The 19,665-nt window shown below is 55.4% G+C and carries 23 protein-coding genes; 5 read left to right on the forward strand and 18 right to left on the reverse strand.

The annotated features are described in order from the left end of the window. From ACTJKZ_RS17270 to fkpA, 9 genes are all read right to left on the reverse strand, one after another. Positions 1 to 731: elongation factor Tu (locus ACTJKZ_RS17270; RefSeq protein WP_440829874.1), on the reverse strand; the 731-nt coding region annotated here is incomplete at its 3' end. A gap of 68 nt (positions 732 to 799) precedes the next feature. Further along, positions 800 to 2,914 carry an elongation factor G gene (gene fusA, locus ACTJKZ_RS17275; RefSeq protein ID WP_033734130.1) on the reverse strand — a complete coding sequence of 705 codons (2,115 nt, stop codon included), beginning with the start codon at positions 2,912 to 2,914 and terminating at the stop codon, positions 800 to 802. 90 nt (positions 2,915 to 3,004) lie between these two features. Then, entirely contained in the window at positions 3,005 to 3,475 is a 471-nt protein-coding gene (gene rpsG, locus ACTJKZ_RS17280; protein WP_009087603.1) for a 30S ribosomal protein S7, read from the reverse strand. A 96-nt stretch (positions 3,476 to 3,571) separates the two neighbouring features. After that, positions 3,572 to 3,946, reverse strand: a complete 375-nt coding sequence (gene rpsL / locus ACTJKZ_RS17285) for a 30S ribosomal protein S12 (protein ID WP_003852912.1) — start codon at positions 3,944 to 3,946, stop codon at positions 3,572 to 3,574. Positions 3,947 to 4,070: 124 nt separating this feature from the next. Continuing rightward, complete coding sequence (gene tusB / locus ACTJKZ_RS17290) at positions 4,071 to 4,358, reverse strand: sulfurtransferase complex subunit TusB (RefSeq protein ID WP_161733620.1); 288 nt, start codon at positions 4,356 to 4,358, stop codon at positions 4,071 to 4,073. Positions 4,359 to 4,367: 9 nt separating this feature from the next. Beyond that, positions 4,368 to 4,727, reverse strand: a complete 360-nt coding sequence (gene tusC / locus ACTJKZ_RS17295) for a sulfurtransferase complex subunit TusC (protein ID WP_161733622.1) — start codon at positions 4,725 to 4,727, stop codon at positions 4,368 to 4,370. Further along, positions 4,727 to 5,113, reverse strand: a complete 387-nt coding sequence (gene tusD, locus ACTJKZ_RS17300) for a sulfurtransferase complex subunit TusD (protein ID WP_161733624.1) — start codon at positions 5,111 to 5,113, stop codon at positions 4,727 to 4,729. Before tusD ends, tusC begins: the two co-directional genes overlap by 1 nt. After that, a complete protein-coding gene (locus tag ACTJKZ_RS17305) occupies positions 5,113 to 5,835 on the reverse strand; it encodes a helix-turn-helix transcriptional regulator (protein ID WP_013359249.1) in 723 nt (240 codons plus the stop codon). Before ACTJKZ_RS17305 ends, tusD begins: the two co-directional genes overlap by 1 nt. 166 nt (positions 5,836 to 6,001) lie before the next feature. Continuing rightward, the gene (fkpA, locus tag ACTJKZ_RS17310) at positions 6,002 to 6,847 is read right to left on the reverse strand and encodes an FKBP-type peptidyl-prolyl cis-trans isomerase (RefSeq protein ID WP_061063525.1); all 846 of its coding nucleotides are present in this window, start codon (positions 6,845 to 6,847) and stop codon (positions 6,002 to 6,004) included. 269 nt (positions 6,848 to 7,116) lie between these two features. Between fkpA and ACTJKZ_RS17315 the strand changes: the two genes are divergently transcribed. Next, positions 7,117 to 7,335, forward strand: coding sequence for a SlyX family protein (locus ACTJKZ_RS17315; RefSeq protein WP_161733626.1), 219 nt, complete (start codon positions 7,117 to 7,119; stop codon positions 7,333 to 7,335). A 94-nt stretch (positions 7,336 to 7,429) separates the two neighbouring features. Here ACTJKZ_RS17315 and slyD read toward each other — a convergent pair whose 3' ends face one another. The 4 genes from slyD to kefG all read right to left on the reverse strand — a co-directional run bounded on the left by slyD (position 7,430) and on the right by kefG (position 10,766). Next, on the reverse strand, positions 7,430 to 7,990 hold the full coding sequence (gene slyD, locus ACTJKZ_RS17320; protein ID WP_440829875.1) for a peptidylprolyl isomerase: 561 nt from the start codon (positions 7,988 to 7,990) through the stop codon (positions 7,430 to 7,432). A gap of 197 nt (positions 7,991 to 8,187) precedes the next feature. Continuing rightward, a complete protein-coding gene (locus tag ACTJKZ_RS17325; RefSeq protein WP_161733630.1) occupies positions 8,188 to 8,382 on the reverse strand; it encodes a YheV family putative zinc ribbon protein in 195 nt (64 codons plus the stop codon). Positions 8,383 to 8,405: 23 nt separating this feature from the next. Continuing rightward, on the reverse strand, positions 8,406 to 10,214 hold the full coding sequence (kefB, locus tag ACTJKZ_RS17330; RefSeq protein WP_161733632.1) for a glutathione-regulated potassium-efflux system protein KefB: 1,809 nt from the start codon (positions 10,212 to 10,214) through the stop codon (positions 8,406 to 8,408). Next, positions 10,215 to 10,766, reverse strand: a complete 552-nt coding sequence (gene kefG, locus ACTJKZ_RS17335) for a glutathione-regulated potassium-efflux system ancillary protein KefG (protein ID WP_033784144.1) — start codon at positions 10,764 to 10,766, stop codon at positions 10,215 to 10,217. It abuts the gene before it with no gap. A gap of 112 nt (positions 10,767 to 10,878) precedes the next feature. Here kefG and ACTJKZ_RS17340 point away from each other — a divergent pair, with 112 nt between their 5' ends. Continuing rightward, positions 10,879 to 12,783, forward strand: a complete 1,905-nt coding sequence (locus tag ACTJKZ_RS17340) for an ABC transporter ATP-binding protein (RefSeq protein ID WP_161733634.1) — start codon at positions 10,879 to 10,881, stop codon at positions 12,781 to 12,783. A gap of 324 nt (positions 12,784 to 13,107) precedes the next feature. Here the strand turns inward: ACTJKZ_RS17340 and tauD are convergent, their stop codons facing one another. Genes tauD through tauA form a run of 4 tightly spaced genes read right to left on the reverse strand, consistent with a single transcriptional unit; the run spans position 13,108 to position 16,522 of the window. Next, positions 13,108 to 13,947 (reverse strand): taurine dioxygenase, encoded by an 840-nt coding sequence (gene tauD, locus ACTJKZ_RS17345; RefSeq protein WP_161733636.1) that lies wholly within the window; start codon positions 13,945 to 13,947, stop codon positions 13,108 to 13,110. Continuing rightward, complete coding sequence (gene tauC / locus ACTJKZ_RS17350) at positions 13,944 to 14,771, reverse strand: taurine ABC transporter permease TauC (RefSeq protein WP_161733638.1); 828 nt, start codon at positions 14,769 to 14,771, stop codon at positions 13,944 to 13,946. The genes tauD and tauC overlap by 4 nt, the downstream gene beginning before the upstream one ends. After that, positions 14,768 to 15,535, reverse strand: a complete 768-nt coding sequence (gene tauB / locus ACTJKZ_RS17355) for a taurine ABC transporter ATP-binding subunit (RefSeq protein WP_222924921.1) — start codon at positions 15,533 to 15,535, stop codon at positions 14,768 to 14,770. The genes tauC and tauB overlap by 4 nt, the downstream gene beginning before the upstream one ends. A gap of 9 nt (positions 15,536 to 15,544) precedes the next feature. Beyond that, positions 15,545 to 16,522 (reverse strand): taurine ABC transporter substrate-binding protein, encoded by a 978-nt coding sequence (gene tauA, locus ACTJKZ_RS17360; RefSeq protein ID WP_260059395.1) that lies wholly within the window; start codon positions 16,520 to 16,522, stop codon positions 15,545 to 15,547. Positions 16,523 to 16,758: 236 nt separating this feature from the next. Here tauA and ACTJKZ_RS17365 point away from each other — a divergent pair, with 236 nt between their 5' ends. Then, positions 16,759 to 17,739 carry a LacI family DNA-binding transcriptional regulator gene (locus ACTJKZ_RS17365; RefSeq protein ID WP_161733644.1) on the forward strand — a complete coding sequence of 327 codons (981 nt, stop codon included), beginning with the start codon at positions 16,759 to 16,761 and terminating at the stop codon, positions 17,737 to 17,739. A 1-nt stretch (position 17,740) separates the two neighbouring features. On the opposite strand, the gene ACTJKZ_RS17370 is transcribed toward ACTJKZ_RS17365, so the two are convergent. After that, positions 17,741 to 18,343, reverse strand: coding sequence for a LysE family translocator (locus ACTJKZ_RS17370; RefSeq protein ID WP_161733646.1), 603 nt, complete (start codon positions 18,341 to 18,343; stop codon positions 17,741 to 17,743). A gap of 58 nt (positions 18,344 to 18,401) precedes the next feature. Between ACTJKZ_RS17370 and ACTJKZ_RS17375 the strand changes: the two genes are divergently transcribed. Together ACTJKZ_RS17375 and ACTJKZ_RS17380 are read left to right on the forward strand one after the other, a co-directional pair. Next, positions 18,402 to 19,418, forward strand: a complete 1,017-nt coding sequence (locus tag ACTJKZ_RS17375; RefSeq protein ID WP_161733648.1) for a hydrolase — start codon at positions 18,402 to 18,404, stop codon at positions 19,416 to 19,418. A gap of 4 nt (positions 19,419 to 19,422) precedes the next feature. Continuing rightward, the gene (locus ACTJKZ_RS17380) at positions 19,423 to 19,641 is read left to right on the forward strand and encodes a YheU family protein (protein WP_013359263.1); all 219 of its coding nucleotides are present in this window, start codon (positions 19,423 to 19,425) and stop codon (positions 19,639 to 19,641) included. The last annotated feature ends 24 nt before the right edge of the window (positions 19,642 to 19,665 follow it).

Here is a 19,665-nt window from a genome sequence, read left to right on the forward strand (position 1 = left end):
TCAACTTCGTCGCCGACTTTAACGATGCCGCGCTCAACACGACCGGTAACAACAGTACCACGGCCAGAGATTGAGAAGACGTCTTCGATTGGCAGCAGGAACGGCATGTCGATCGCACGCTGTGGTTCTGGGATGTAGTTGTCCAGATGCTCAGCCAGTTCGATGATTTTCGCTTCCCACTCAGCTTCGCCTTCCAACGCTTTCAGCGCAGAACCACGAACGATTGGGGTGTCGTCGCCTGGGAAGTCATATGCTGACAGCAGGTCACGAACTTCCATCTCTACCAGTTCCAGCAGCTCTTCATCATCAACCATGTCACATTTGTTCAGGAACACGATGATGTAAGGAACGCCAACCTGACGACCCAGCAGGATGTGCTCACGGGTCTGTGGCATCGGGCCATCAGTCGCAGCAACAACCAGGATCGCGCCGTCCATCTGCGCAGCACCGGTGATCATGTTTTTCACATAGTCGGCGTGGCCTGGGCAGTCAACGTGTGCGTAGTGACGAGTCGGGGTTTCATACTCAACGTGTGAAGTGTTGATGGTGATACCACGAGCTTTCTCTTCTGGTGCGTTATCGATCTGATCGAATGCACGAGCCTGGCCGCCGTAAGTTTTAGACAGTACGGTGGTAATAGCTGCAGTCAGGGTGGTTTTACCGTGGTCGACGTGACCGATGGTGCCCACGTTTACGTGCAGTTTGTTACGCTGAAATTGCTCTTTCGCCATGGCGATAATTCCTTACGTTGTGCCTTCACCATCTGGGTGAAGGCATCAGTTCAAATTTAAACCGTAGCTTATTTGCTACGAGCTTCAATAACGGCCTGCGCTACGTTGTTCGGCGCATCGTCATACTTCAGGAACTCCATGGAGTAAGAAGCACGACCTTTGGTCAGAGAACGCAGCTGAGTTGCGTATCCGAACATCTCAGACAACGGAACTTCAGCGTGAATCTGAACGCCAGTAGCGTTAGATTCCTGCCCTTTGAGCATACCACGACGACGACTAAGGTCACCGATGACATCGCCCGTGTTCTCTTCTGGCGTTTCAACTTCAACCTTCATGATAGGCTCAAGCAGAACAGGTGTCGCTTGTTTAAAGCCTTGTTTGAAGGCAATAGACGCGGCCAGTTTAAACGCCAGCTCTGAGGAGTCGACATCATGGTAAGAACCGAAGTGCAGACGCACGCCCAGATCCACCACCGGATAACCCGCCAGAGGGCCTGATTTCAGCTGCTCCTGGATACCTTTGTCAACCGCAGGGATGTATTCACCAGGAATCACACCACCTTTGATGTCGTTGACAAATTCATAGCCTTTCGGATTCGAACCTGGCTCCAGTGGGTACATGTCGATAACAACATGACCGTACTGACCACGACCACCAGACTGCTTGGCGTGTTTACCTTCAACATCGGTAACTTTGTTACGAATCGCTTCACGGTAAGCAACCTGTGGTTTACCCACGTTTGCTTCAACGTTGAACTCACGCTTCATGCGGTCAACGATGATGTCGAGGTGCAATTCACCCATACCCGCGATGATGGTCTGGTTAGATTCTTCATCAGTCCATACACGGAATGATGGGTCTTCTTTCGCCAGACGGCCCAGAGCCAGACCCATTTTTTCCTGGTCAGCTTTGGTTTTTGGTTCAACGGCGATAGAGATTACCGGCTCCGGGAATTCCATGCGCTCAAGGATGATGACGTTCTCTGGGTCACACAGGGTGTCACCAGTGGTCACATCTTTCAGGCCGATTGCAGCTGCGATATCACCCGCACGGACTTCTTTGATCTCTTCACGCTTGTTAGCGTGCATCTGAACGATACGGCCCAAACGCTCACGGTTTGACTTAACCGGGTTGAACACGGTGTCACCCGTATTAACAACACCAGAGTAAACGCGGAAGAAGGTCAGGTTACCTACAAACGGGTCAGTAGCGATTTTGAACGCCAGTGCAGCAAACGGCTCGTTGTCGTCTGAGTGACGAACAGCCGGCGTGTCTTTACCGTCGTCCAGCATACCGTTGATCGCGGTTACGTCAGTCGGTGCTGGCAGATATTCAACAACTGCATCCAGCATCGCCTGAACACCTTTGTTCTTAAATGCAGAACCACAGGTTACCAGGATGATTTCGTTGTTCAGAACACGCTTACGCAGAGAGGTTTTGATCTCTTCTTCAGTCAGTTCTTCACCACCGAAGAATTTCTCCATCAGCTCATCAGAGCCTTCAGCAGCGGCTTCAACCAGCTTTGCACGCCATTCTTCAGCCAGTTCCTGCATATCAGCTGGGATATCTTCGTAAACGAAGGTCACACCCTGATCTTCGTCGTTCCAGTTGATTGCTTTCATTTTCACCAGGTCAACAACACCGGTGAATTTCTCTTCTGCGCCAATAGCCAGCTGCAGAGGAACTGGAGTTGCGCCCAGACGAACTTCCATCTGGTTAACAACTTTCAGGAAGTTAGCACCCATGCGGTCCATTTTGTTAACGAACGCAATGCGTGGAACTTTATATTTGTTAGCCTGACGCCATACGGTCTCAGACTGTGGCTGAACGCCACCAACTGCACAGTAAACCATTACCGCGCCATCAAGCACACGCATAGAACGTTCAACTTCGATGGTGAAGTCAACGTGTCCTGGGGTGTCGATGATGTTGATGTGGTGTGGTTCAAACTGCTTGGCCATACCAGACCAGTAACAGGTGGTCGCAGCGGAAGTGATGGTAATACCACGTTCCTGTTCCTGCTCCATCCAGTCCATGGTTGCTGCGCCGTCATGTACTTCACCGATTTTGTGGTTTACACCGGTGTAGAACAGAACGCGTTCGGTAGTGGTAGTCTTACCGGCGTCGATGTGCGCACTGATACCGATGTTACGGTAGCGAGCAATGGGTGTTTTACGAGCCATTTGATTCCTCGGTTTTTCGGACGTTCAAAATTAGTCAACCCCAGCGGGTTGGCCCTCTGGGCGCCCGCTGGTTTAACAACTACGCGACTGTTACCAGCGGTAGTGTGCGAACGCCTTGTTGGCTTCAGCCATACGGTGAACGTCTTCACGTTTCTTAACTGCAGTACCTTTGTTCTCTGCAGCATCAGAAAGTTCGTTCGCCAGGCGAAGAGCCATTGATTTATCACCGCGTTTACGAGCAGCATCTACGATCCAGCGCATTGCCAGGGCATTACGACGAACCGGACGGACTTCAACTGGTACCTGATAAGTAGAACCACCAACGCGACGTGACTTAACTTCGACAGTCGGACGCACGTTTTCCAGCGCTACTTCAAAGGCTTCCAGGGAGTTTTTACCTGAACGCTGAGCCAGGGTCTCAAGCGCGGTATAAACGATTGATTCTGCAGTAGATTTTTTACCATCTACCATCAGGATATTTACAAATTTGGCCAGCAGCTCTGATCCGAACTTAGGATCTGGCAGAATTTTACGCTGACCAATGACGCGACGACGTGGCATGGAAATACTCCGTTGTTAATTCAGGATTGTCCAAAACTCTATGAGTTTATTATGACATTTAATTTAAAACGTTTGGCCTTACTTAACGGAGAACCATTAAGCCTTTGGCTTCTTCACGCCGTACTTGGAGCGAGCCTGCTTACGGTCTTTAACACCTGAGCAGTCCAGCGCGCCACGAACGGTGTGGTAACGCACACCTGGCAGGTCTTTTACACGACCGCCACGGATCAGGATCACGGAGTGTTCCTGCAGGTTATGACCTTCACCGCCGATGTAGGAGGTAACTTCAAAACCGTTGGTCAAACGCACACGGCAGACTTTACGCAGTGCGGAGTTTGGTTTCTTAGGAGTGGTGGTGTACACACGAGTACAAACGCCACGTTTTTGCGGGCAAGCTTCCAGCGCCGGCACGTTGCTCTTTGCAACTTTGCGGACGCGTGGTTTGCGAACCAGCTGGTTAACTGTTGCCATTAAATAGCTCCTGGATTTGCTTTTGCTTCGTAAACACGTAATAAATCGCCTCGTAGAATTACGAGGAGGCAGAATTTTAGGGCTGAGTCAAAGGGGTGTCAAGAAATAACCAGGTTTTAGCCGATTACCAGACCATTTGTTGCTGATGCCTGATCGTTAGCGTGACAAAGCCAGTATAGTCTATTGACTGCACACTGGTCGAAATTTGTCCAGCAAGACCGCGAGCCTGAACATCTTCATCCAGCACCCACAACGTGGCTTCACATTCTGACAGCCGCATCAGTGCGCGACTGCCCGCTAAGGCAGCCAGCACGCCATCCTGCAGCAGCAGCAGGTCATCACCCTCACCCGCGATTAAAAGCAGGGTTTCGAGGTCACAGTATGCGGGTGAATGCATTAAGGTGTGCAGCATTAACGTCTCTTAAAAAGTCAGAATGCGATCGTAGCTGGCCAGCGTCTGCCGCAGCTCCGGCGCGTCCAGTAGCGTAACATCCAGCAACCGGTCAGCGTCAACCGCTAATCCACGCGCTATCAGCGATGCCCGGCAGAGATAGCACTGTTCAATGTCATACAGCGTCAGCACGCCAAAGGTCGCGGCATAGTGACGACTCTTAATCGCCTCAGGCTGCTGGTGCAGATTGAGCTGCAGCACGCCATCACCAATAAAAAACAGGCCGATATCTTCACTGAGTGCACCCGTAGCCAGCGCGGCATCCAGCCCTTCGCGCCCTGCACTGCTGCCATGCGGCGCCTGGGTAAAGACAAATGCGACACGATTCATCAGAACTGCACCACGCGTTCACAGCTTAGCGCCGCTTCCGCCAGCGCACCCAGGCCACTCAGCGTAAAGCCTGGCTGCAGGTTACTGCCCGCCAGCTGGAGTCGGGCCGCTTCCTGCTGATCGCTGACGCCACGCCGCAGCGCAGCCGCTACACAGATGTTCAGTGCCACACCCTGCTCCTGATGTAATGCCTGCCACGCGCGCACCAGATCAAACTCATCACTGGCCGGTGCGGTCAGCTGATTAGCGTTCAACACGCCTTCGCGATAAAAGAAAACGCTGTCAAGCTGATGACCTGCCGTCAGCAGTGCACGGGCAAACAGATATGCACTGGTCGCCTGTTGCGTACCGTAAGCCGGGCCGGTGACCAGCAGGGTATAGCGCATTACCGATCCTGTCCCTGAAAGTCGCCATTTTTAAACTGGCGGATGTAGAGATAAACGGTGTGCTTCGAAATGTTCAGCCGATCGGCCACCTGGTTGATGGCATCTTTGATATCGAAGATTCCCTTCTCATACAGGTTGAGCACAATCTGGCGATTCTTGGCGTTGTTCGACACATTGCGATCAGCGCTGACTTCTTCAATGGTGAACTCCAGAGTCTGCATCACCAGATCATCGACCGAACTGGCAAAGTTGACGTTGGAGTCAACCTGCTGCATCTCGGGCGGCATAAAGGTCGACATGATCTGTGAGAACGGCACATCAAGATTCATGTTGATGCAAAGCAGGCCAATAACCCGTTGCTGACGGTTGCGAATCGCAATGGTGACTGACTTCATCAGCACGCCGCTTTTGGCACGCGTGAAATAGGCACGTGACACGTTGCTGTCCGCGCCATGCATATCATGCAGCATACGCAGGGCCAGGTCGGTAATCGGCGAACCGACTTTACGACCCGTGTGCTCACCATTGGCGATACGCACGGCCGAACACTTCAGATCTTCCAGCGAATGCAGGACGATTTCACAATGCGAGCCGATCAACATCGCCAGGCCATCCACGACAGCCTCGTACGATTTCAGAATATCGTAATCAGTTTCTTCGAACGGGCGCTGCTCCAGAAGATCGAAGTCGCTCAGTTCACCCGGATTGAATGGATTAGACATTGAAGAGTATCACCCTGAATGGCTGGAGCCTGTCACAGCGGCTTATGGGCAGACTCAATATTGGGATAATTAGGCAGGCATTAGTCTGGCAAATGTCGTCGGCTTATGCCAGAGGTTTGTCGTGAAGCTAAAATGAAACCGCCGCCCTGAGGCGGCGGTCAGCAGATTACTGCGCTTTTTCTGCAGCAGCAGGCGCAGGGGCCTGTGCTTTTTCATCTGCTTTAGGCGCGGGTTTGATATCAAGCAGTTCAACATCAAAGACCAGAGTGGAGTTAGCCGGAATGCCCGGAACGCCATTTTTGCCATAAGCCAGATTCGGTGGGATCACCAGCTTGATCTTGCCGCCTTTCTTCACGTGCTTCAGACCTTCAGTCCAGCCTGGGATAACACCGTCCAGACGGAACGAGAGTGGCTCGCCACGGGTATAAGAGTTGTCGAATTCATTACCGTCGATCAGCGTACCTTTGTAGTTCACCACGACAGTGTCGCTGTCTTTAGGTGCGTCGCCGGTACCCTCTTTCTCAACTTTATACAACAGGCCGCTTTCGGTTTTCTTCACGCCGCTCTCTTTAGCAAATTTGGTCGCGAAAGCGTCGCCCTTTTCGGCGTTCTCTTTCGCATCTTTTTCCATTTTCGCTGAGGCTGCGCCTTTCACGCGGCCTTCAAAGGATTGCAGCGTCTGCTCAATCTCTTCGTCAGACAGTTTGCTCTTGCCACCAAACGCATCCTGAACACCCGCAATAAGCTGCTGCTTATCCAGTTTGATGCCCAGTTTTTCCTGTTCCTTCAGGGAGTTGTCCATGTAGCGACCCAGTGAAGCACCCAGTGCGTAGGCAGACTGCTGGTCTTCATCTTTGAAAGCAGCATTCTTAGGTGCCTGAGGCGCGGACTGTGGCGCGGCAGCTGGTGCAGCCTGTGGCGCCGCAGCGGTGTCTGCTGCCATTGCCATTGATGCATTCAGCGCAACAGCCATGGTGGTAGCTAACAATGTGACTTTAAACAGTGATTTCATCCATTCTCCAAAACCGAAGCGTCTAACCTCGGGAAACATTGCGGACTTCAGGGCCCACACTATAACTTTACGTGGCAGTGTCGAACACTCCCACAATGTAATTACCCGGTCTACCTCCGACCTTTATAACATCGGGAAGTTTCATCAGAGATGATGCCGCGCTGGCTTTTTTCAAGCGCAACGCCTCCGGGCGTAAAAAAAACAGGTGATTCCTGGCCTTCAGGTCGTAGAATCACGCCCCGAGTCGCACCTTAACAGAGGAACAGGTCATGCAACAATCTGAGTGGGAACAGCGTCTGGAGACGTTAGAGAGCAAACTGGCCTTTCAGGAGATGACGATAGATCAGCTGAACAGCGCGGTGGTTCAGCATGAGCTGGAGATGAATAAGATGCGTGAGCAGATGCGCATCTTAACCGACAAGCTCAAAGCGAATGCGCCCTCGATCGTCGCCTCACAGTCTGAAGAGATCCCGCCCCCGCACTACTGATCGTGGGCTATCTGGCTCCGGTTAGCCGGTCAGAACCAGAGTGACAGCCAAAAGAAAGGCCACCCGGAGGTGGCCTTTAAAGCTCTGTTGAGAGTTAGTGGCTGCAGCCGCAACCGCCAGTACCACAACCGCCTTTACCGTGGTCGTGGTCGTGATCATGGCTGTGATCGTGGTCATGATGATGACCATCTGCACCGTGAACGTGGCCATGAGCCAGTTCTTCCGGTGTGGCTTCACGGATAGCGACCACTTCAACGTTGAAGTTCAGGTTCTGACCCGCCAGTATGTGGTTACCATCAACCACGACGTGATCGTCTTCCACTTCGGTGATTTCTACCGGTACCGGACCCTGATCGGTCTCTGCCAGGAAGCGCATGCCAACCTGAAGTTCATCAACGCCCATGAAGACGTCTTTAGGCACACGCTGCACCAGGTTGTCATCGTACTGACCGTAAGCATCGTTTGCCGGGATATGCACGTCAAACTTGTCGCCGGCAACGTGATCTTCCAGCGCATTTTCCAGACCAGAAATCAGGGAACCATGACCGTGCAGGTAGTCTAACGGTGCACTCACCGGTGACTCATCAACCAACACGCCGTCTTCTGTACGTACCTGATAGGCCAGGCTTACCACCAGGTCTTTTGCTACTTTCATGATATCTCCTAACCGTTGAGAGCTGAGATCCCGTCTCATTGGTCTATTTTTGCGTGCAATAACACCAACCAGAAAGGTTCGGGGTTGAGTGCAAGAGGGGTTTCACTTTCTCTTGCGACTTCAGCCTTAATGGCGTCAATTGTAACGGAATTCAATCCCGCTGTAAGTTTAAGCGTAAAAAAAGCTGCCCGATTACGCTATTCAGGATGGAAAATGCCGATAACCTGCTCATTGGTCCGAACCTGCTCGCGCGCCTGCTTATCTGCCTCACGCATCTGGTGACCACACTTTACGCACTCCACCACATCGACATTGTTTTCACGCCACATCGCCAGCGTGTCCTTCTCCTGGCAGTGCGGGCATGTCGCACCAGCAATAAAACGTTTACGCATTAGGTTCTGCCTGTTTAAAAAGGTTATTGATCATCGTCCCAGCCGTCGATCTGCCGCTTTTCGCGCTGCATTTCGCGCTGGAAGATATCTTCCAGTTCACGCCGCGCTTCACGGACGCGTGAGGCCTGCGCCGCGCTTTCAGAGAGCGTTGGCACCAGCTCGCGCAGCATCCGCATATCAAGTCGGCGAAAATGCTGCTGAGCACGGTGCGCCTGATGGGGATGCATCCCCAGCGACATCAATGTCTTACGGCCCAGCTCCAGCGCACTGGAGAAGGTCTCACGTGAGAACTGCGTGACGCCTGCCTGTAGCAGCTCATGCGCTTCCACACGGCCCCGGGCGCGCGCCTGAATCTGCAGGTGCGGAAAATGCTGCTGGCACAGATGCACGAGAGTCATCACATCTTCCGGCTCATTACAGGTGATTACAATCGACTGGGCGCTGGCTGCACCGGCGGCACGCAGTAACTCCAGCTCGGTGGCATCACCGTAATAGACCTTGTAGCCATATTTACGCATCAGACTCACCACACTGATATCGCGCTCCAGCACGGTAATGCGTGTGTTGTTCGCCATCAGCAGGCGGCCGATCACCTGACCGAAGCGACCAAAGCCCACCACAATCACCTGCGGCTGATCATCTTCGACAAAGTGTTTCTCTGCATTTTCGTCCGGCTCATTAAAGCGGCGTGCCAGCAGTCGGTCGATACCCTTCATCAGCAACGGCGTGGTCATCATCGACAGCGTCACCGTCACCAGCAGCATCGGCAGTTGATCGCCTGAGAAGAGCTTTGCCGACGAGGCCGCTGAAAAGAGGACAAAGGCAAACTCGCCGCCCTGACTCAGCACGCCCGCGAACTGCTGACGCTCGGAACTGCGCAGGCCATAAATGCGCGCCAGCAGATAGAGCACCAGCGTTTTCACTGCCACCAGCGTCACCACGCCCAGCAGGATGGTCACAATATGGGTATAGAGCACACCGAGGTTGAGCGCCATGCCCACCGAAATAAAGAACAGGCCCAGCAGCAGACCCTTAAACGGGTCGATAGCGACTTCCAGCTCATGCCGGTATTCACTTTCTGCCAGCAGGATCCCGGCAATAAAGGTGCCCAGCGCCATCGACAGCCCGAGCGCATCCATAAACAGCGCGGAACCCAGTACCAGCAGCAGCGACGCTGCGGTAAAGACTTCGCGCACGCCTGATGCCGCGATGTAACGGAAGATCGGCCGCAGCAGATAGCGTCCGCCCACCAGCATGCCGGCAAACGCCAGCACTTTCATGCCGACCTTCATCCAGTCTATGTGACCGCTGTCGGTGCCGGCCAGCAGCGGGATCAGCGCCAGTGCCGGGATGACCGCGATATCCTGAAACAGCAGCACCGAAAAGCCCAGTTGCCCCGCTTCGCTGCGGTTCATGCCCTTATCCATCATCAGCTGCAGCGCCATGGCGGTCGAAGACATCGCCAGACCAATCCCGCCGATGATTGCCGCCTGCCAGCTAAAGTTGGTCAGCCACAATAAGCCGCCCAGAATAGCCGCTGAGAAGATCACCTGCGCCGCGCCGACGCCAAAAATGGAGCGGCGCAGCGCCCACAGCTTTGCCGGGTTCAGCTCCAGCCCGATAATAAACATCAGGAAAACCACGCCGAGCTCAGAGAAGTGGAGAATCTCATCGACGTCGCTGATAAAGCCTAATCCCCACGGGCCGATGGCGATACCTGCCACCAGATAGCCCAGAACTGCACCAATACCGAGGCGAGCCGCCACCGGTACAATCAAGACCGCCGCGACCAGATAAATCACCCCGGCGGTCAGCAGCGTTTGCCCTTCCATCTATACCCCTCCATTCGGCAGCGGTGCTGCCAGCCAGTCGCCATAGGCGCGGGCATAATTTTTCATTAACTCCGGGCTCTGCCGACGCGCCCAGTAGACGATCATCGGTGGCATCCAGTGCATACGGCACATCTGCGCGGTCAGCTCAAAAGGACGCATAATGTCATTGAGCGAATAGCGGTTCAGACCCTGCTGTTTAAAGGCACTTTCCGGTTCCCCGGTCGTCACCACGCTGCGCCAGTACTTGCCTTCCAGCGCATTGCCATCCACACCATTGGCGAAACCGCGTGACAGAACGCGATCCAGCCACTCTTTCAGCAGCGCCGGACAGCTATAGGTATAGAGCGGATGCTGGAAAATGATGACGTCGTGTTCGCGCAGCAGCTGTTGTTCATAGTGAATATCGATAAAAAAATCCGGATAGGTCGCGTACAGATCGTGCACGGTGACGTGTTCCAGTGCCTGAGCCGGCTGTAGCAGAATCCGATTTGCGATCGAATCCTGTGATTCCGGATGAGCATAAAGCAGCAAAACTCTGGGTGGCTGCGACATCCTTTCCCTCCAAAGCGTCGTCATTGGTGCGGTTTTCCGCTACCATGCACGACGCAGCAAAATCTCATTATGTTGCCAGTAAATTAACATATTCTGACGATACGGCGCTTACATGATTGTCTTCTCAGCCTTACAAATTCGCCGCGGCATCCGCGTCCTGCTCGACAATGCCACCGCCACCATTAATCCCGGCCAGAAGGTCGGACTGGTGGGTAAAAACGGCTGTGGGAAATCCACGCTGCTGTCGCTGTTAAAAGGTGAAATCACCAGCGATGCCGGTACCGTCACGTTCCCCACACACTGGGCGCTGGCCTGGGTGAATCAGGAAACCCCTGCGCTGGATAAAGCCGCGCTGGAGTATGTGATTGATGGCGATCGCCAGTATCGCCAGCTTGAAGCAGAACTGGCGGAAGCCAATCTGCGTGACGATGGCAATGCCATTGCGCTGTTGCACGGTCAGTTGGACGCGGTGCAGGCGTGGAGCATCCATGCACGCGCCTCAAGCCTGCTACACGGTCTGGGCTTCAGTCAGGAACAATTGCAGCGTCCGGTCAGCGATTTCTCCGGTGGCTGGCGTATGCGCCTTAACCTGGCACAGGCGCTGATTTGCCGTTCCGATCTGCTGCTGCTGGATGAACCGACCAACCACCTCGATCTCGATGCGGTCATCTGGCTGGAACGCTGGCTGAAGAGTTATGAAGGCACGCTGATCCTGATCTCGCACGATCGTGACTTCCTCGATCCGGTCATCGACAAAATTATCCATATCGAACAGGAGTCGATGTTCGAATACACCGGCAACTACAGCTCCTTCGAGCGGCAGCGTGTCGCCAAACTGGCTCAGCAGCAGGCGCTGTATGAGAGTCAGCAGGAGAAAGTAGCGCATTTACACAGCTATATTGATCGCTTCCGCGCCCAGGCCACCAAAGCCAGGCAGGCGCAGAGCCGCATCAAGATGCTGGAGCGCATGGAGATGATCGCGCCGGCCCATGTCGACAACCCGTTCAGCTTCACCTTCCGCAAGCCGGAGAACCTGCCTAATCCGCTGATGAAAATGGAGAAGGTCACTGCGGGCTATGGCGACCGTATCATTCTCGACGCCATCAAACTCAACCTGGTGCCGGGATCGCGCATCGGCCTGCTGGGACGTAACGGCGCCGGTAAATCGACCCTGATCAAGCTTCTGGCGGGTGAGCTGGAAGCGATGGACGGCAAGATGGGGCTGGCGAAAGGGATCAAGCTCGGTTACTTCGCCCAGCATCAGCTGGAGTACCTGCGGGCTGATGAGTCGCCGCTGCAGCATCTGTCGCGCATAGCACCTAAAGTGCTGGAACAGCAACTGCGTGACTATCTGGGCGGCTTCGATTTCCGCGGCGATAAAGTCACTGAAAACACCGAACGCTTCTCCGGCGGTGAGAAAGCGCGACTGGTGCTGGCGCTGATTGTCTGGCAGCGCCCTAACCTGCTGCTGCTGGATGAACCGACCAACCACCTGGATCTCGATATGCGCCAGGCACTGACCGAAGCACTGATCGACTTCGAAGGTGCGCTGGTCGTGGTCTCGCACGACCGTCACCTGCTGCGCGCCACCACCGACGATCTCTATCTGGTTCATGATGGCAAAGTGGATGTGTTTGAGGGCGACCTTGATGATTATCAGCAGTGGCTGAGCGATCTGCAGAAACAGCAGGCGCAACAGGATGCCGCGCCGAAGCAGGATAACGGCAACAGCGCCCAGGCGCGTAAAGACCAGAAGCGCCGTGATGCCGAACTGCGGACCCAGACGCAGCCGTTACGCAAAGAGATAGAGAAGCTGGAAAAGCAGATGAGCAAATGGCAGAGCCAGCTGGCCGATGCTGAAGCGCAGCTCTCAGACAGTGCGATTTATGATCAGAGCCGTAAAGCGGACCTGACCGCCGCGCTGCAGCGTCAGGCGGAGAGTAAATCTGCGCTGGAAGAGGTTGAGATGGCATGGCTGGAAGCCCAGGAACAGCTCGAACAGATGATGGCCTCATAAAAACAATCTCCCCGTTCGCGAGGAGATTGAGATTGTTGACAAAGTCTGCCCCGGCCAGCGGTGAGATCGAGCATGCGAAGGGAAAACGCGCCGTTCGGAAAGTCGCTTAAACCCTCCATGGCCGCTCGGCCCGCGCGATTACGCACCTCATCCCTGAGGTGCGCCCGTAGCCGGGCCAACGCGTTGCGTTGTTCAAAAACGCCTGGCGTTTTTGTCCCAGGCGCGGGACGCTTGCCTCCTCTGTCCGTTCTCCCTGCGCTTTTAGCTAATGCGTTACTGGCAGGGCAACCCTGACTGGGTTTGTCAGCAGTCTGAGATTCTTATTTAACGGGGTTTATCCCCCAGCACGGTTGCCCGCTGCATGATCCGCCGGGCAGGATAGTAGTCGGCATTGGCGTAATGCTGCGTGACCCTATTATCCCAGATTGCCAGATCGTCTGGCTGCCAGCGCCAGCGCACCTGGAACTCCGGTTTAGTCGCATGCGCAAACAGGAAGCCCAGCAGCGCATCACTCTCCTTCTCGCTTAACTCCACAATCCGCGTGGTAAAACCCTCATTCACAAACAGCGCTTTTTTGCCGCTGACCGGATGCGTACGGATCACCGGATGCTGCACCGGTGGATGCTTAGCCACCGCCTGCTGCCAGCGCTGATGCTCCTCTTCGGTTTTGCGGTACTTGTACTCCTGAAATGACTTTTTGAAATCATGCTCGGCGTTTAACCCGGCCAGCAGTTGCTTAAAAGGTTCCGAAAGCGCCTCGTAAGCCGCAATGCCACTGGTCCAGAGCGTGTCACCGCCCGCTTCCGGCAACACTTTTGAGGCCAGTAAAGCGATAGCCGGTGGCGTGTCGATAAAGGTGACATCGGTGTGCCAGTTGTCGTTATCTGGCGGATTATCCCGATGCGTATCCAGCACGATTATCTCCTCAACGCCTTCTGCGTGGGGATAGACCGGATGGATATGCAGGTCGCCAAAGCGAATCGCCAGTGCGCGGTGCTGCTCCGGCGTCATCTTCTGGTCACGCAGAAACAGCACCTGATGACGCAGCAGGCCATGGTAAAGCTGTTCAAACTGCGCATCACTTAATGGCCGGGAAACATCCAGGTTAGAGACCTGCGCGCCGATATAGGGGCCAAGCGGGGTAAAACTGAGACGTTCATTCATGACTGTTCTCCACTCCAGGGCGTCAGACGGCGCTGTAACGCGCGGAGCCCGAGTTCTAAGCTAAAAGCGATAAAGGCGATCACTGCGATACCCGCCAGTACCACATCGGTGGCGAGAAACTCTCCCGCTGACTGCACCATGAAACCGAGGCCGCGCGTGGCGGCAATCAGCTCCGCTGCCACCAGCGTTGACCAGCCCACTCCCAGCCCGATGCGCAGACCGGTCAGAATCTCTGGCAGCGCGCCCGGCAGGATCACCCAGCGCAGCAGCTGCCAGCGGTTAGCCCCCAGCGAGCGAGCGGCGCGAATCCGTACCTGCTGCGTGTTACGCACCCCGGCCAGGGTAGAGAGTGTTACGGGCGCGAAGATCGCCAGATAGATCAGCAGGATTTTCGACGTCTCACCAATGCCGAACCAGATCACCATCAGCGGCAGATAGGCGAGTGGCGGAATCGGGCGATAGAGCTCGATCAGCGGATCGAGCAGGCCGCGAGCGACCGGGCTGAGGCCCATCAGAATCCCCACCGGAATACCGATAGCGGCAGCAGCCGTCAGCGCAATCAGCATCCGCGTCAGGCTGGCAGCCAGATGCTGCCACAGCGTGGCATCCATAAAGCCCTGCGCGCTGGCAATCACCAGCAGCTTGCTGAACACCTGCTGCGGCGACGGCAGGAACAGCGGAGCAATCAGGCCCAGCGCGGTGACGCCCCACCAGAGCAGTAACAGCAGAGAGAGGCTCAGCACGCTCAGCGTAAAGGCGGTTGAAAATGGCCAGCGCAGCCTGCGGCGCATCGGCAGAGACTTATCGTGGATTAACGCGCTCATGCAAACGCCTCCCGCTGATCAAACACCCGGCTCAGCACATATTCGCGCTGAGCGATAAACTGCGGATCGGATTTGATGCTGCGGCACGACTCTCCGGCGGCAAAACGGCGGCCAAATTCGGGCCGCAGCCGCTCCACGATGCGGCCCGGTCCAGGCGACAGCAGAATCAGTTCGCTGGCGAGGAAAATCGCCTCTTCTATATCGTGTGTAATCAGCAGGATCTGTTTACCGCTGTCGCGCCACAGCGTCAGCAGCAGTGTCTGCATCTGCTCACGGGTAAAAGCATCCAGTGCGCCAAACGGCTCATCCAGCAACAGCAGTTGCGGATCGGTGGCCAGCGCGCGCGCAATACCTACCCGTTGACGCTGACCGCCGGACAACTGCCAGATGGCGCGCTTTTCCGCCCCTTCCAGCCCGACCTGCCTGATAAGTTTCCGCGCTATGACCTCACGTGCCTGGCGCGGCATCCCCGCCAGTTGCAGTCCAAAGGAAACGTTATCCAGTACGTTGCGCCACGGCAGTAACCCTTCATGCTGAAACACCACGCCGCGCTCCGCGCCTGGCCCGATCACCGGCTGGTTATCCAGCGTGATGCTGCCCGACTCCACCGGCAGGAATCCGGCCACCAGATTCAGCAGCGTGGTTTTGCCACAGCCGGAGGGGCCGAGCACGACCAGCAATTCGTGGCTGTCCAGGTGCAGATTGATATCCTGCAACACCGGCTGTCCGGCATAACGGGCATTAAGGTGAGCGATACGCAGCATAGTGCCTCCTTATGGTTTAACTAATGGCGCGACGAAGCGGGAGGTTACATAACTGCTGTAGTCGTTATCTGCCTGCGGCACCCGGCCCTGCGCTTTCAGGAACTGCGCGGTATCGACGATCGCCTTATTGACCGGTTTACCCAGCTGCTCAACCTGCTGCTGCGCCGTCAGGTAGGTATTGCCCTTCACCAGACCGGGAACCTGCGCTTCCGGCACGCCACTGAGGCGTGAAAGTTTGCTGAGGTTATCGGGCTGCTTCAGCCAGCTGTCGGGACTGTTAAGATAGGCCTGCTGCGCATCGATCGCGCTGCGGGCAAAAGCGGTGACGATCTCGGGATGCTGTTCGGCAAAATCTTTGCGTACTACCCAGACGTCCAGCGTCGGCGAACCCCAGCTCCCCACTTCCGCAGAGTCGGTTAACACTTTGCCCTCTTTCTCCAGCTCATTGACTGCAGGGGCCCAGACATAGGCACCATCAATATCGCCACGCTGCCAGGCCGCGATAATCGCTGGCGGCTGCAGGTTTATCAGCTGCACCTGTGACGGCTTAATGCCCCAGTGTTTCAGTGCAGCCAGCAGGCTGTAGTGGGTGGTGGAGATGAACGGCACCGCGATGCGTTTGCCGATAAGATCTTTGGGAGTAGTAATGTTCTTTTTCACCACCAGCGCTTCAGAGTTACCCAGCTGAGAGGCGAGTAAGAATGCTTCAATCGGCAGCTTCTGCGCCGCCGCAACCGCTAACGGGCTGGAACCGATGTTGCCAATCTGCACGTCGCCGGAAGCCAGTGCGCGTAAGACGCCTGCGCCGCTGTCAAACTTACGCCAGTCAACGCTGGCCCCGCTCTCTTTCGCAAAACTGTTGTCAGCCTGCGCCACTTTCGCGGGTTCGGCGGAGGTCTGGTACGCCACGGTGACATTGACCGCATCAGCCTGAAACGCCAGCAGCGCCAGCGCTGCGGCTAAAAAAGTTAAACGTGTTGCTGCCATGATCCTTACCCCACCGTTTTTATCGTGGAGGCAGTGTCTATGGCCCCTATAGTTTCATAAAGGAATTAAAAATTATCCCTAATAGAAATAAGTTCTTAGATCACTATCTGCAAAACTAAGTCAAAAATCGCAAATGCTGAAAATAGCTAAAGTAAGCAAAAATGTCAGGCGCTCACATTGTCCCTGTGCTATTGATATGCGTTACCAATTTTTGCCTGTTAAGGTCTCTGTATCCGATGTCGATCGAGAAAGTCGCTCAGCTGGCTGGCGTCTCCAAAGCCACGGTATCGCGGGTTCTCAACGCGCATCCCGGCGTAAAGCCCGATACGCGTGAGAAAGTTCTGGCGGCAATCTCTGCCTGCGACTATCAGCCCAATCTGCTGGCGCGTCAGCTGCGTACGGCGCAAAGCAACATGCTGCTGGTGCTGATCTCGGATATCACTAACCCCTTCTGTTCACGCGTGGTTCAGGGCATTGAGGCCGAAGCGGAACTGCACGGCTATCATATCCTGCTCTGTAACTCCGCCTCGCAGCTTCAGCGCGAAGCCGCCTATCTGAGTTTGCTGACCGGCAAAGTGGTGGATGGTGTGATTACCATGGATGCGGCCTCCGGCTTACAGGATTTGCAGGCGCTGATCGCCGGAGCCCCCTGGGTGCAGTGCTGTGAATTTAATCCCGACATCCCCGCCTCCTCAGTCAGCATTGATCACCTTGAAGCGGCGCGTGACACCGTCCATTACCTCGCCGGTAAAGGGCGTAAACGCATCGGGCTGGTCAATGGCGACATGCGCTACCTCTACTCGCATCATCGTGAAAAAGGCTACCGGCAGGCGATTGAGGAGCTGGGGTATGCGTGGTCCGGCGTCTCTTATACCTGTGAGATCTCCCCTGAAGCAGGCAGTCAGGGGCTGCGGGAGTTGATGGCGCTGCCGGAACCGCCGGATGCGGTGTTTGCGGTATCAGATGTATTGGCGGTGGGCGTGGTACATGCGGCACTGGAAGCAGGTCTGCGCGTGCCGGAAGATCTGGCGGTCGTCGGGTTCGATGGCGTGCCGTTTACCCGCAGCCTGAATCCGCCGCTGACCACCATCGAGCAACCGATGAACCAGCTGGGCGCGCGCAGCGTGCAGCTGCTGCTGCAGAAGATCCGTAATCCGAATGCGCCGGTCATCCGTGAAGTGCTGCCCTGGACGCGCGTTGAACGCGCATCCAGCTGACTTAATGCCAGATTAACAGCACGCAGGCCGCAGTCAGTAGCCCCATAGCGAGGTTAAAGATTTTCCAGGCACGACGGCTGCGCAGAATGCGGCCGATCATCGCGCCAAATCCCATCCAGATCACGCCCGAGACGAGATTAACCAGAAACATACCGACGCTTATCGCCATCACCGAATGGCGATACGCATCACCGGCCAGACTGAAGCTGGCGACCGCGCCCAGTGCCATCAGCCAGGCCTTTGGATTGATCAGCTGCAGCAGCCCACCCTGCCAGAACGGCATCGGCGCATCCGGCGCCTGGTCAGTTTCCAGCTTTTCATAACTGGCGGTAGCGATTTTCCATGCCAGCCAGAGCAGATAGAGGCTACCGGCGATTTTCAGCACCAGGTGCAACGAAGGATAAAGCAGGATCAGACCGCCTACGCCAAAGGCCACCATCAGCAGCATCACCTGCATACCAATCATGATGCCGATCATCAGCGGAATGGTGCGCATAAAGCCAAAATTAGCGCCTGAGGCGGTGAGTAACATATTATTAGGCCCGGGCGTAATCGCCGCGACCCAAAGAAAGCCCAACATTGATAAAAAAAGACTGAGTTCCATGGCAATCGGGTACTCCTTACCCCTGCAAGAAAAAACTTATCGAAGCTAACAGTGAGATATGGAACAGACAAGCTTTTACCACATGAAATTTACCGGACCGGAAAACGAGCAGTTCACGCCGCCTGACAGCCTGCGTAACGCCCACCTGCAGACAATGCTGCCGCGCCTGCTGCGTCGCCGTGTCACGTTCGCGCCTTACTGGCAGCGACTCGATCTGCCGGATGGCGATTTTGTCGATCTCGCCTGGAGCGAAGATCCCCAACAGGCGCAGAATAAGCCGCGCGTCGTGCTGTTTCATGGGCTGGAGGGCAGCTTTCACAGCCCCTATATTCATGGCCTGATGGCGATCTGCCGCGCGCGCGGCTGGCTGGCGGTAGTGATGCATTTTCGCGGCTGCAGCGGCAAACCCAACCGGCTCAATCGCATCTATCATTCCGGCGAAACGGAAGATGCCCGCTTTTTTCTGCACTGGCTGCGTACCCGCTGGGGCCAGGTGCCGACCGTGGCCGTCGGTTTTTCGCTAGGCGGCAATATGCTGGGCTGCCTGCTGGGCCAGCAGGGCGCAGCTGCCGAAGTGGAGGCAGGCGTCATTGTCTCCGCCCCACTGCTGCTGGAGCCATGTAGCGTAAAACTGGAACATGGCTTTTCACGCTTCTATCAATACTATTTGCTGGCGCAGCTGAAGAAAAATGCCCGCCGCAAACTGCACGCCTGGCCGGATACGCTGCCGGTCAATCTGGCGCAGTTAAAAGCGCTGCGGCGACTGCGCGATTTTGATGATGCGATTACCGCCCGCGCCCACGGTTTTGTCGATGCGGCCGATTACTATCATCGGGCCAGCGCCATGCCCTGGCTCAAACGCGCAGAGAAACCGCTGCTAATCATCCACGCCAAAGACGATCCCTTTATGAGTGATGAGGTGATTCCGCACAGCAGCCAATTATCTGCCACTATTACTTATCAACTGACACCACACGGCGGCCACGTCGGTTTCGTCGGCGGGACGTTACGCCAGCCCGAAATGTGGCTGGAACAGCGCATCCCGCAGTGGATCGCCCCTTTTCTGGATACCTGATCTCGTGATTATTCCCTGGCAACAGGTCTCTCCTGAGACCCTTGAAAATCTGATTGAAACCTTTGTGCTGCGTGAAGGCACTGACTATGGCGAGCATGAACGTAGCCTGCTGGACAAGGTGGCTGATGTGCGACGCCAGCTGGAAACCGGTGAAGTGGTGCTGGTGTGGTCGGAACTGCATGAATCGGTCAATATCATGCCGCGTAAAGAATTTCGTGGCTGATGCACCCGGCACCCTTTCATGATA

The sequence above is a fragment of the Pantoea sp. 22096 genome (assembly GCF_052045955.1).
GTDB lineage: Bacteria > Pseudomonadota > Gammaproteobacteria > Enterobacterales > Enterobacteriaceae > Pantoea > Pantoea alfalfae.